This window comes from Brucella sp. H1_1004, assembly GCF_047308065.1.
Taxonomy (GTDB): domain Bacteria; phylum Pseudomonadota; class Alphaproteobacteria; order Rhizobiales; family Rhizobiaceae; genus Brucella; species Brucella pseudogrignonensis_B.
The window spans coordinates 1947072-1959672 of the sequence record NZ_JAYKZA010000002.1 but is presented as its reverse complement, the minus strand read 5'-3'; the positions used below and the strand labels follow the sequence as shown (position 1 = coordinate 1959672).

Below are 12601 nucleotides of genomic sequence, written 5' to 3'. Positions count from 1 at the left end.
GCATTTATCGCAGATAAGAACGCTATTTAGTGTTTACATCGTTATGCAACAGGAAAGCGCTTATTTAACGAGCACATCTTATGTTGAAACGATAGATCCAGTCTAGCAGAGTACAAAGATTTCAGAAAGTTTTGAAATGACGCAGGGCGAAGACCTTCGTTTGCAGAATAGTGAACCGCGCATTCATTCGACTGCACAGCTTAAAGGCTCCAAGTTGGGACGCTATGCTGACATTGGTGAGCGTGTAATACTGCGCGAAGTGACGGTTGGGGACTTCACCTATCTGGAGCGCAACAGTGAAGGCATTTACGCGGAGATCGGTAAGTTCTGCTCAATTGCCTCCAATGTACGGATTAATGCGCTTGAGCACCCGATGGAGCGGCTGACGACCCATAAGGTGAGCTATCGCCCGAATGAATATTTTCGCTATCTAGGCGTGGACAGTGCGTTCCGTGAAAGGCGACAGGCAAAGCGCGTGACAATCGGCAATGATGTCTGGATTGGCCATGGCGCGGTGATCACGCCCGGCATCAATATTGGTCATGGCGCGGTGATCGGCGCCAATGCTGTTGTGACGAAAGATGTGGCACCTTATCGCATCGTGGGCGGTGTGCCGGCTCGTATCATCCGAAAACGCTTTGATGATGCCATCGTGGATCGATTGCTGGCTCTGTGCTGGTGGGATTGGCCGGTAGAAAAACTTTATGAAGCAATTCCTGATATTCAGACGTTTGAAATCGAAGCGTTTTTGGAAAAATGGGGCGGTTGAGGCTTGCTCTCTTGCAATGCCTGATTTGCTACTCCACCTTTGAGAATGAAGTTGTTGGAGAGATCGAATGTCAAAGATGAACAGGTTCGTAGGATTGCTTGTCGCGCCCATGCTTTTGCTTGGCGCTTCTGCTGCCGTATCGGCTGAAGAAGTTGGCAAGGTCGGTGTTGACTGGCTCGGCAATGACATAGCAATCGATGCAGTTCAGGATCCGAAGGTGCAGGGTGTAACCTGCTATCTGGCATCGTTTTCGCGGGGTGTTATCGATCGTTTGCAGAAGGGCAACTGGTTCGAAAACCCGTCTAATGCATCGATTTCCTGCGAGCAGTCCGGCCCCATTACCATCGGCGACATTAAGCTTGGTAAGGGCGGTGAGCGGGTCTTTGCGGAGCGCACCAGTCTGATCTGGAAAAAGCTGGTTATCACCCGTATCTATGACCAGAAGAACAATACGCTTCTTTATCTCGCCCATGCGACACAAGTTCAGGATGGATCGGCTAAGACATCGCTATCGACCGTTCCGCTGTTCAAGGGTGATGTGACCTGGGAAAAAGGAAAGCCGGAGTAAACTCCGGCTTTTTTGTCTTAAAAGTTATGCGCGCTGAACGAAGCTGTCGAGAACGCGCTTCTGACCGGCCTTATCGAAATCAATGGTGAGCTTATTGCCATCGATAGTCGAGATTGTGCCATTACCGAATTTGATGTGGAACACACGGTCGCCGACGAAATAGGCGGATGGCTTATCGGTTGTTGATTTTGCAACCAGTTCGCCGTCAATCGTGCGCCCTTTTATCGACCCACGACCCGCACCAAAGCCGGAATCAGTTTCGCCATAGCCGACGCGTTCGACATTCGCACCGGAGCGAGAGCCCCAATTGTTACGCGTTGCATCTGAACGGTTCTGTTGCGCGCGCTGCCAACCGGGCGTTGAATAAGAGTTTTCAAACGGGTCGGCCTTGTCGAAGCGCGATTGTCCGTAACTGCTATTGCCATAGCCGCCGTAATTGCCTTCCATCTCAGCCACTTCGACATGCGTTTCGGGAAGTTCTTCCAGAAAGCGTGACGGAATGGTCGACTGCCACATGCCGTGGATGCGGCGGTTGGAAACAAACCAGATATGCAGGTTCTTTTTCGCACGCGTCACGCCGACATAGGCGAGGCGGCGTTCCTCTTCGAGACCGGAACGGCCACCTTCATCGAGTGCACGCTGATGCGGAAACAGACCTTCTTCCCAGCCGGGCAGGAAGACGGTTTCAAACTCAAGCCCCTTCGCAGAATGGAGCGTCATGATGTTGACCGCATCCATATCGGTATTTTGCTCAGCATCCATGACGAGTGCGATGTGCTCGAGGAAGCTGCGCAGACTCTCATAATCCTCCATGGAACGGATCAGTTCCTTAAGGTTTTCGAGACGTCCCGGCGCTTCCGCTGATTTGTCGTTCTGCCACATGGCAGTGTAGCCAGACTCATCAAGAATGGTTTCTGCGAGTTCTGTATGCGGGGTGTTGTCGAGAAGCGTTTGCCAGCGGCGGAAATTATTGACCACTTCGCGCAGCGCCGAACGAGGCTTTGGTTTCAGCTCTTCGGTTTCCACCAGATCACAAGCGGCTGCGAACATCGAGATGTCGCGCGCGCGCGCATAGTCATGGATCAGGCGAATTGCCGCTTCACCAAGGCCACGCTTTGGCGTGTTGCTGATGCGCTCTAAAGCCAGATCGTCTGCGGGCTGGGCCACGACACGCAAATAGGCCATGGCATCACGGATTTCGAGACGCTCGTAGAAGCGCGGTCCACCGATGACCCGATAGTTGAGGCCAAGCGTTACAAAGCGATCTTCAAACTCGCGCATCTGAAAAGAAGCACGAACAAGGATCGCCATGTTGTTGAGCATTTGCCCCTGACGCTGCGCCTGTTCAATTGCTTCGCCAACGGCGCGGGCTTCTTCTTCCGAATCCCATGCTGCATGGATTTTGACTTTTGGATCATCGGGATTAGGCGCTTCGGTAAAAAGCGTTTTGCCGAGACGACCTTCATTATGCGCAATCAGATGTGCGGCCGTGCCCAGAATATGCGCTGTCGAGCGATAATTACGCTCAAGCTTGATCACAACCGCGCCAGGGAAATCCTTGTCGAAGCGGAGGATATTATCCACTTCCGCACCGCGCCAGCCATAGATCGACTGATCGTCATCACCGACGCAGCAAAGGTTTACTTTATTGTCGCTCAAGCCTGATGAGGCCTGCCGAGCATCTGCCGGAACTGGAGCCGTGCTTTTCGATTGTGGCCTTTGAGCAAGCAGACGCAGCCACATATATTGGGCCGTATTGGTGTCCTGATACTCGTCCACCAAGATATAACGGAACTTCGCGTGGTATTCGCGCAGAATGTCGGGATTGTTGCGGAAGATACGGATCGGATGCAGCAGCAGATCGCCGAAGTCGCAGGCGTTCAACGTGCGCAAGCGTTCCTGATAAGCCTGATAAAGCTCGCGGCCCTTGCCGTTACCGAATGAACGCGCGTCACCTTCGGGGATATCAGCTGGCCCAAAGCCCTTGTTTTTCCAGCCATCAATCATGTTCGCAAAAGTGCGGGGTGGCCAGCGCTTGTCGTCGAGACCCTCAGCCTGAATAAGCTGCTTGATGAGACGGATCACGTCATCTGTATCAAGAATGGTGAAATCTGAAGTGAGATGCACCAGTTCTGCATGTTTGCGCAGAAGTTTCACGCCGATGGAGTGGAACGTGCCGAGCCAAGGCATGCCTTCAACCGCACCACCGACCAGATGGCCGATACGCTCTTTCATTTCGCGTGCGGCTTTGTTGGTAAAGGTCACAGCGAGAATTTGGCTTGGATAGGCGAGGCCAGTCGTCACAATATGCGCGATGCGGGTTGTGAGCACGCGGGTCTTGCCGGTGCCTGCACCTGCGAGAACAAGAACCGGACCTTCGGTGGTCAAGACGGCCTGACGCTGCTCAGGGTTGAGACCCTTTAAATAATCGGGTTCGCCACGCTGCTGGTTGCGTGCTGCCATAGCGCGCGCGGCAATTCCGCCTGTCGCAGGTGTGCGGTCAGCCGGTGTGTCATTGCCGAAAAACGGCATATCATCGGGAAAATCAGACATTGCTACCGAATGTAGTGATTCGTTGATCAAAAACCAGCGAAAGCGTTAAATTACTCAAGCTGTGAGATGCGACGGTCGGTGAAATTGAGCCGATGTGAAGCAAGCGCTTCGACAAGGCCGCGCATTTCCGGCTCGCGTTGCAGCAGTTCATCAAGCTCCGTCATCTGGTTCATGGCGATCAAACGAAGAATATCGTCGCGGATCATTCCATCTTCCCGACGCGGCAAATGCGAAACCGGCTGGATGAGTTCAAGCTTGGTGCCTTTGAGCCGCGCACGCAGGCTTTTTTCGTCTGCATCGGCAGTTTCAACAAAGGCGTAGAGGCCGACGCCTTTGGCGGGCAGTGAATAAAGCGTGAGCGCGACGTCTTTCACACGCGGATCAGACTTGAGAGCCGCCATAATAGCCGGGCCTTCATTGTCGATACGGTCGCCGGTACCTTCACCATCGGACCAGTTGAAAATGCCGCGCGTGATGAAGTTATAAACCTTCTTGCCCGTAGCAAGCCAAATGCGTGACGGCAGCGAACGACGCGCCAAAATGCGCTTTTCGGTCGGTGTCATCAGATCGGGCGCAAAGGCGCGCTTCTGTTTGATCAGGTGACGGAAATCTTCATAGGCGAGCAAACGATAAAATCCGCCACGACGGCGATGCACGCTTGCCAGCTGAAAATCGATGACGGCTGCTTCGCCTTCCGGCGTCATCAGCCAGTTTTGCGGCTTGGCCAGATCGTTGTGAGTAACGCCCATGCGGCGCATATCACGCAGGATACGATGCGCGGTGCGATACCATTTGAGCTGCGCCGGACGCGCAAGGTGCAACGGTGTGCCTTCCGTCCATGACCGATAGAGGCCGTCCTTGTCGGTATAGAGAAGTTGAGGAACACCTTCGATGCCGCGCACGGTTTTCAGGCCGCGAATTTCACGTCGTGCCAGAATCCAAGCCAAAGGCTTCGACCACCAAGGCGCTGCACTCACCACACGACGGATAATTCTTGTCTCGGGATCGCCCGCAAAATAGCCTGCGCGTGTTTCGGAAAAAACATCGCGTTTGAAAACTGCGGTCTCCACAAATTGCGGTATGCGGTCGCCTTGTGCGGGTACATCAATATTTGGGTTCTGAGCCATGCAGTTCCACTAGCCGCTTGCGCTCAATCAATCAAGTTTGATGGTGGCGTTCCACGGTTGCAATCATGTGAATGAGGGCGCAAAAGAACACAATAATTGTTTTGGGAATGGTTTTGGGGAGAAAGCGGATCATGGCGCAAAGCGACGACATCAAGCAGATCATCCGGCAGGAACAGGCGCTTATTTTCACGAGCTTTACGGAGAATGATGCGTTTTCCCTCGGTCATCGGCTACGCGATATTGCGGTGAAACAGAAGCTGGCGGTTGCGATTGATATTTCGCTCTGGGACCGCCGTTTGTTTTTTGCAGCCACTGCCGGAACGACCGCTGACAATACCGAATGGTTGCGGCGTAAGTTTAATGTCGTGCGCCGCTTTCACGCTTCGAGCTATCGCCTTGTTCTGGAACAAAACCGCGAAGATAAAATGTTTGCAGAACATAAGGCGCTTGATGTCGCCGATTATGCCTTGGCGGGTGGCGGATTTCCGATCCATGTCGCAGGCGCGGGCGTAATAGGGACGGCGATTGTTTCGGGCCTTCCGCAGCGTGAAGATCATAACCTTGTCGTGCGTGCCATTGCCGAGCATTTGGGACAGGATCCTGTCGCGCTGGCCTTAGCCGCAGCGTAATTTGAAATACGGAGAATAAACGATGTCGCTTCAGAATGTGGTTGCCCTTCAGCGTAATGAAGAGGGCATTGCAGCCGCAGTTGCACTCCTCAAGCAGCGGTTTGGTGAACGCGCCCAGACTGGACAGGCAATCCGCGAGCAGCATGGCCACACGACGACTTATGTGCCGACGCAGGCGCCCGACATTGTCATTTTTGCCCAAACGACCGACGATGTGCAGGATGTGGTCCGCATCTGTGCCGAGCATAAGGTGCCGGTGATTGCATTTGGTGCTGGTTCCTCACTTGAGGGGCAGGTAAATGCACCTGCGGGTGGCGTGTCGATTGATCTCACACAGATGAACCGTGTTTTGGCAGTTCATGCGGAAGACCTTGATTGCGTGATTGAGCCGGGAATTACGCGACGCGAACTCAATGAATATTTGCGCGATACCGGGTTGTTTTTCCCAATCGATCCGGGCGCGAATGCGACCCTGGGCGGCATGGCTTCAACTCGGGCGTCTGGCACAAACGCCGTGCGCTATGGCACAATGCGCGAAAATGTTTTGGCGCTGAAAGCGGTCATGCCCGATGGTCGCCTGATCGAGACGTCAAAACGCGTGAAGAAGACTGCCGCAGGCTATGATCTGACAAGGCTGCTGATCGGTTCTGAAGGCACGCTCGGTATCATCACGGAACTGACGTTAAAATTGCAGGGGATTCCGCAAGCTGTATCGGGCGGGATTTGCCCATTCTCGGATGTTGAATCGGCCTGTCGTGCCGTGATCGAAACTATCCAGATGGGGATTCCGGTTGCGCGCATTGAGCTTGTGAACAAGCTTCAAATGGAAGCGCTTATCCTGCACTCCAAGCTGCCCTATGAGGCGCAGCCTTATCTGTTTGTCGAGTTCCATGGCACGGAAACAGGCGTTGCCGAACAGGCGGAAATCTTTGGCGAGATCGCTGCGGAAAATGGTGGCGGTGAATTCCGCTGGACCAATGATCCGGAAGAACGCGACCGCTTGTGGCGTGCGCGGCATGACGCTTATCTGGCATCCTTCCTTTTGCGTCCCGGTGCGAAGGGTGTTTCGACTGATGTTTGCGTGCCGATTTCACGGCTTGCCGATTGTATTGCCGAGACTGAAAAAGACCTTGCTGAAAGCGGGTTGATTGCTCCTGTCGTTGGCCATGTCGGAGACGGTAATTTCCATTTGCTGCTTTTGCTCGATACGGACGATGCATCGGAAATGGAACGTGCCGAAGAGTTTATGGATCGTCTGGTAAAGCGTGCGCTTGCCATGGAAGGTACGTGTACCGGCGAGCATGGTATCGGGCAGGGCAAGATGAAATATCTTGCAATGGAGCTTGGTGACGCGACCGACTACATGCGGATGATCAAGAAGGCGATCGATCCAGATAACATTATGAATCCGGGAAAAATTCTGATTTCGTGATTCAAATCAGTCGTTTGAATCGTCTTTTTAAGAAGGCGATTCAATGTCGCGGCTGAATCAGCGATTGCGCAGGCAATTTGCCTTGTTATCGCCGGATCGATCCCGCTATGTTGCACCGATAAAAATCGCGTGATTCAAGATTTGCATCACGCTTTGCATCTTATCGGAGTTTCGCTTGGGCCGCATATTCGTCATCGTGGGTGGGGTACTGGTACTGTTTTTGACCGCAGCGCTGGTCGTTCCGCCATTTGTCGACTGGAGCGGCTATCGTGCCGAGTTCGAGCGCGAGGCAAGCCAGATTCTTGGACGTCCGGTTCATGTGACGGGTGACGTCAGCGCCAGGCTTTTACCGTTTCCATCAGTGACATTTTCTGATGTGCGGGTTGGTGCAGACAATGCAAATCCGGTGATGACCGTCGACAGGTTTTCGATGGATGCGGAACTGATGCCGTTTTTGCGCGGCCAGTTGCTGATTTTTGATATGCGCGTTGAGCGCCCCAATACGATTATTTCGCTCGACAAGGATGGTAAGGTTGATTGGGCCATTCGTCCTACCACGCCACTTGATCCAGCGCAGATCAAAGTCGAGCGGCTCTCAATTACGGACGGTACGGCGACCCTCATCGATGAAGCGAGCGGACGTGTTCATAATGCCAGCGATATAGATGCGGTCCTCTCCGCAAATAGTCTTGCGGGGCCATGGCTTGCAAACGGCACTTTACAAATTGAAGGTCATAAGCTGGCGCTTGATCTTACCAGCGGCGAAGCCAAGCCGGACGGGTCGCTGCGCTTGCGCGCGCGCATATCGCCCGAAGCGGTGCCTGCTTCGTTTGAGACTGATGGTGACATTACGCTTGATGATGGTCGCCTAAACTATGCTGGCAGCTTTTCACTGCGTTCTGCTGACGCGATGGGATCGGCGTCCAAGAACCAGCACGAGCCAGTACAGAAGCCGTTTTTCAGCGATCTCCGTGTCAGTGGCAAGTTTTCTGCAAACAAGAGCCATTTCGATGCTAGCGAATTTCGCATGGAGCAGGGGCCAGCCGATAATCCTTATGTGGTGAACGGCAAGGCACTCATTGACTACGGTGATAAGCCACATTTTGAAATCAGCGCTGATGGCCAGCAGATATTCTGGGGGCCTGTCGAGACGACACAGGATCAGCAACCCGCACCTGTCGCTGACGGCGAACGCCTTGAGACGTTACGGCGGATACTTGAGCAATTGCCGATCCCCGGAATGCCCGGTAATGTTGATTTGCGGTTGCCTGCTGTAATAGCTGGTGGCACGACTATTCGTTCCGTGACAATCAGTGCGGAGCCTGATGGCAATGGCTGGAATATTGGTCAGTTCGAAGCGGATCTGCCGGGACGTACAAAGGTTGAAGCCAAAGGCAGGCTTTCGGTCGGGCGCGATTTCGGCTTTGAAGGCGATATGCTTGTGGCGTCACGCCAGCCATCCGGGCTTGCAGCATGGCTGAATGAAACGGTTGATGAATCCATTCGTAAACTCGATAGCGTGGGCTTTTCAGGCAAAGTCAATTTGCGTGAAGGCATGCAGAGTATTGATAGTCTCGAAGTTGGTATGGGCCAAACGACGCTGAAAGGTACATTCCTGCGGCAAGTCGCAGGTTCTGCCGAACCAGCGATTACGTTGCGGTTGCAGGGGGGATCAGTTGATAGCAATGCGCTCCGCGCATTTACCAGCTTTTTCTCAGGCGGTCATGGCGTTGCTTCACTTGATGGACAGGCACTTGATATTGGTTTCACCGCCGGCCCCGTTCAATATGAGGATATGGAAGCGGCGAGTGTTGACGTTGCCGTCCGTATTCACAATGGCCGTTTTGATTTTGACCGGCTGATGATCAATGATGTTGCAGGAACGACGCTGACTGCAACAGGTACGTATGAGCCTTTTGCAGCAACGCCGTCCGGCAAGCTTGATGCCACTTTGCTTTCCGCTGATCTGTCACATTTTTTGACACTTGCAGCACATCGTCATCCGCAAGTTCCGTTTTTCCGCTCGCTTTCAGCGCGCGCTGATAATTATCCCGGTCTGTTTGAGGATACAGAGATAAATATCATCGCTAATGCCGTAGCACCTACGGGCAACGGTGTCGCTGCCGCGCCAGTTGCGGGAAGTGCCAAAGGATCACGCGCTAAGGAAGTGCCCGCAAAAACACCTGCAAAGGGTGGCGAGGCATCATTTAGTGTGACGGGCAAAGCAGGCGGCATGAAGCTTGATTTGTCTGGGACGACCAGTGGCGGAAGTGCTGAAAACGATCCAATGCAAATGCAGCTCAACGGAACTGCAACGTCCACAAATGGCGAGACGGTTCTGGCTTTGTTGGGTGTTCCAACATTGCCGCTGGGACTTGCTGGCGAATTGACGGCTGATCTTACCATGCAGGGGGCGCCAAGTGCTGGTATGCGGACGCAACTCAGGCTGACTGCGCCCGACGGTACGGCTGTTGCGGATGGTATTCTGTCGATGGTTGGCGGTGATATTGCGGCAAGTGGTAAGGCTCAGGTGAAATCTGCTGATCTGCAACCTTTTATTGCAACAGCGGGTTACACGCTTCCAGGATTTGGCGAAGGGCTGTCTGCCGATCTTTCGAGCGACTTCCAGTTTGCCAAAGGTTTGCTTCGGTTCCCCAATTTTGCGGGTAAGCTTGGCGGCGATGATATTTCCGCTCGTCTTGAAGCGAATTTCTCAGATAGTGGACTTCCGCAGATCAAAGGTGAGGCAAAACTGACCTCTGTTGAAATTGATAGCCTTGCAGCAATCATGCTCGGTCAGGATGCACTTGAGCCATCTTCGCCGCGTGAGGCTTCTATCTGGCCAAATACGCCATTTGCAACACGCCCGTCTTTGCCGCTGCTGATGGATATGAAGCTGACTGCGGCGCAAGCACATATGGATGGCTTTGGAACCGTGAGCGATTTTTCCACGCGCGTTCAGAAGAATATGGATGGGCTGGCGCTCAATGAGCTAACCGGAAATTGGGCCGGCGGATATCTGGTTGGCAATGTTTCTTTACGCAACAACGATAAAACAGCGCTGCTGTCTTCTGATCTTAAATGGAGTGGTGCACGGCTTGAAGATTTTTATCATTCTTCCACGGGCAGCAGCCCATTGAATGGAACGATCAAAGCTGCTCTGACTTTGAATGGTAGCGGCTCAAATGTTGCCGAACTGGTTGCGTCTCTTGCGGGTTCAGGCAGCGTTGATGTTGAGAATTTTGTAATTAATGGCCTCGATCAGGGGGCTTTTCCGGCAATGTTGGCTGAGGCTGATAGCCTGGGAGATCAGCCCGCAGGTGCCACGCAGCTGGATGCAAAGGCGTTTGGCGCATTGACTAATAAGGCAATTGGTCAGGGCCGGTTTGCGGCTGGTAATCCGCGCTTTGATTTCACAGTTGCAGGGGGTATTGCACGATTTTCGCCAATCAGTCTTGTAACGGGCGATGCAACATTGAGCGGCGATATGCAGATTAATCTGTCTACGTTGGGTCTTAGCGGTGAGGGAAGTTTCGCATTTGATCAACAGGACGACGCGCAGTCATCTACGTCACCAAGCCTTCGTTACACAATCGGCGGAACCTATGATGATCCTACGGTTCAATTTGATCGGCAGCCGCTGGTTCAGTTTCTGACGCAGCGCGCATTGGAGCGCGAGCAGGAACGCGTCGAAGCGATGCAGGCGAGCATCATGGAAAAGCAGCGGCTGAGACGCCAGCTGGACCTGCTGGCCTCGGATGCCAAAGAACGAGAGCGTGTGCGTCTTGAGGAAGAGGCTCGCAAAAAAGCAGAGGCAGAGGCTCGTGAACAGGCTGCTAGAAATGCATTGGAAGCACAGAAGTCAGCCGAGGGAAGCAATCTACCTGCGCAATTAAATGGGCAGGGTGGTCAGTCCATCAACGAGTTTTTGAAAGAACTTGAGCAGGCGCCAAATGTTGCGCCCAATTCTCAGCCTTGAGACTGAATTTTCGATTTTAGCCAGTCGAGGATATAAAGCCTGAGAGCAGAAGAGAGATTGACGCTCCGTTCGCGCTGTCCGTCGATCTCCGTCACAAGCGATGCGACAGATACTTGCCGCGTGTTTGCTATCTCTTCAAGCAGCTCAAAGAATGGGTCTTCAAGCGTATAGCTTGTGGCATGTCCACGAATACTCACAGAGCGCTTTTTGAGCCGTCCTGTAGTGCTGACGTAGCCGTTCACTTTTCAGCTTTCGGCTTGTCGATTGGCTCAAGCTTATTGTTTTTGAGAAAGTTATTGGTTTTGCGCGTTTCCTCTTTTGCGAAGCTTTTTTCGGCTTTCGTTCGGCCAAACAGAATGCGGTTCTGATCGGCTTGTTCTTCCCGCGAGGCACGCGCTTTGTTCTTTTTGAACTGACGCAGATTGATAATTTCACTCATGAATGCCTGCCATGGATATCAGAGCGCATTTCGATCTGAGTTAATCAGATCTGCGCCCTCAATGTTTGTTTGAACGCGCATCTTTTCCCGAAAACCGTTCACACCTTTCAGGATGCGCTCTTGTGGGCGTCGTCTTATTTGTTCGGTGATTTTGGATTGGTCACCCACCAGATGATCAGCGAAATTACCACGAGCAGCAATAGTCCGAAAGTCATTTGCCACATCGAAAAGTTTGGCGTGTCTTTAGCGACGAAGAAACCGGCAATAATACCGCTAAACCAAAGAACGATCTGAGCAATAATCCGCAACATGGTGGGCCTGTCCTGTGATGCGTTGTTGGTGAACCCAGTTTTAAAGAGCATTTGTTGAGATGCCTTGATCGAAGTCAAGAGCATCACGACTGCTATAAAAAAACACCGGCGGGATGCTCAGCCGGTGTTTGGTATCTCTAAGGAAGACGATGCTTATTTTTTTCGGAAAGAATCGAGTGAAACCACGTCTGCGGATGGTTTGGCTTCAGCTTCTTTACCCTCAGATGCAGGCTCGTCTTTTGCAGCGGTGTCACCCTTATCAGCAGCAGGCTTGCGCGACTTGGATTTAGGCTTGGCCTTTTCGGGCGCATCTTCTGACGAGATCAACTCGATTGAGGAGACCTTACCACCTTCGTCATTATCGCTTGTTGGCTGGACAACCGATACATCGAACTCAAGTTCAAAGTTGACAGATGGGTCGTAGAAGCCACGAATGGCAGAGAATGGGATTGTCAATTTTTCCGGCACATCACCGAAAGACAAGCCGATTTCAAACAGCTGATCAGTGACAACCATGTCCCAGTATTGATGTTGCAACACCACTGTCATCTGCTCAGGATATTTTTCCTTAAGCCGAGACGAAATGCGTACACCGGGCGCTCCAGTAAGGAACGTGATGAAGAAGTGATGATTGCCAGGCAAGCCAGTTGCTGCCACTTCCGCAAGAACCTTGCGAATGACGCCACGGAGGGCTTCCTGAGCGAGAATATCGTAACGGATGAGATCCTGAACCATAGATTGCTTATCCCACGGATTCGCAGGTTGATGTCAAGTTTGTTCTCTGACAAATCTAA

The 12601-nt window shown here is 52.7% G+C and carries 11 protein-coding genes; 5 read left to right on the top strand and 6 right to left on the bottom strand.

Translation table 11 applies throughout. From position 1 onward, the window contains the following. Positions 1-136 precede the first annotated feature (136 nt). Positions 137-769: a DapH/DapD/GlmU-related protein gene (locus U2P60_RS16890; RefSeq protein ID WP_413573434.1), complete on the top strand. Its 633-nt coding sequence runs from the start codon at positions 137-139 to the stop codon at positions 767-769. 67 nt (positions 770-836) lie between these two features. Next, entirely contained in the window at positions 837-1337 is a 501-nt protein-coding gene (locus U2P60_RS16885) for a CreA family protein (protein WP_313826746.1), read from the top strand. A gap of 24 nt (positions 1338-1361) precedes the next feature. On the opposite strand, the gene U2P60_RS16880 is transcribed toward U2P60_RS16885, so the two are convergent. Next, positions 1362-3890, bottom strand: coding sequence for an ATP-dependent helicase (locus U2P60_RS16880; protein ID WP_413573433.1), 2529 nt, complete (start codon positions 3888-3890; stop codon positions 1362-1364). Between the two features lie 50 nt (positions 3891-3940). Continuing rightward, a complete protein-coding gene (locus tag U2P60_RS16875) occupies positions 3941-5017 on the bottom strand; it encodes a serine/threonine protein kinase (protein ID WP_413573432.1) in 1077 nt (358 codons plus the stop codon). A 131-nt stretch (positions 5018-5148) separates the two neighbouring features. Here U2P60_RS16875 and U2P60_RS16870 point away from each other — a divergent pair, with 131 nt between their 5' ends. From U2P60_RS16870 to U2P60_RS16860, 3 genes are all read left to right on the top strand, one after another. Beyond that, complete coding sequence (locus U2P60_RS16870; RefSeq protein ID WP_313826743.1) at positions 5149-5646, top strand: heme-degrading domain-containing protein; 498 nt, start codon at positions 5149-5151, stop codon at positions 5644-5646. 22 nt (positions 5647-5668) lie between these two features. Then, entirely contained in the window at positions 5669-7078 is a 1410-nt protein-coding gene (locus U2P60_RS16865; RefSeq protein ID WP_413573431.1) for an FAD-binding oxidoreductase, read from the top strand. A gap of 175 nt (positions 7079-7253) precedes the next feature. Then, positions 7254-11057: an AsmA family protein gene (locus tag U2P60_RS16860; RefSeq protein WP_413573430.1), complete on the top strand. Its 3804-nt coding sequence runs from the start codon at positions 7254-7256 to the stop codon at positions 11055-11057. Here U2P60_RS16860 and U2P60_RS16855 read toward each other — a convergent pair. The 4 genes from U2P60_RS16855 to U2P60_RS16840 form a co-directional block, all read right to left on the bottom strand. Further along, positions 11048-11299 carry a ribbon-helix-helix domain-containing protein gene (locus U2P60_RS16855; protein WP_413573429.1) on the bottom strand — a complete coding sequence of 84 codons (252 nt, stop codon included), beginning with the start codon at positions 11297-11299 and terminating at the stop codon, positions 11048-11050. The genes U2P60_RS16860 and U2P60_RS16855 overlap by 10 nt on opposite strands. Beyond that, positions 11296-11496, bottom strand: coding sequence for a DUF4169 family protein (locus U2P60_RS16850; protein WP_413573428.1), 201 nt, complete (start codon positions 11494-11496; stop codon positions 11296-11298). Before U2P60_RS16850 ends, U2P60_RS16855 begins: the two co-directional genes overlap by 4 nt. A gap of 134 nt (positions 11497-11630) precedes the next feature. After that, positions 11631-11858: a hypothetical protein gene (locus U2P60_RS16845; RefSeq protein WP_413573427.1), complete on the bottom strand. Its 228-nt coding sequence runs from the start codon at positions 11856-11858 to the stop codon at positions 11631-11633. A 102-nt stretch (positions 11859-11960) separates the two neighbouring features. Beyond that, positions 11961-12542 carry an SspB family protein gene (locus tag U2P60_RS16840; RefSeq protein ID WP_313826737.1) on the bottom strand — a complete coding sequence of 194 codons (582 nt, stop codon included), beginning with the start codon at positions 12540-12542 and terminating at the stop codon, positions 11961-11963. Between the last annotated feature and the right edge of the window lie 59 nt (positions 12543-12601).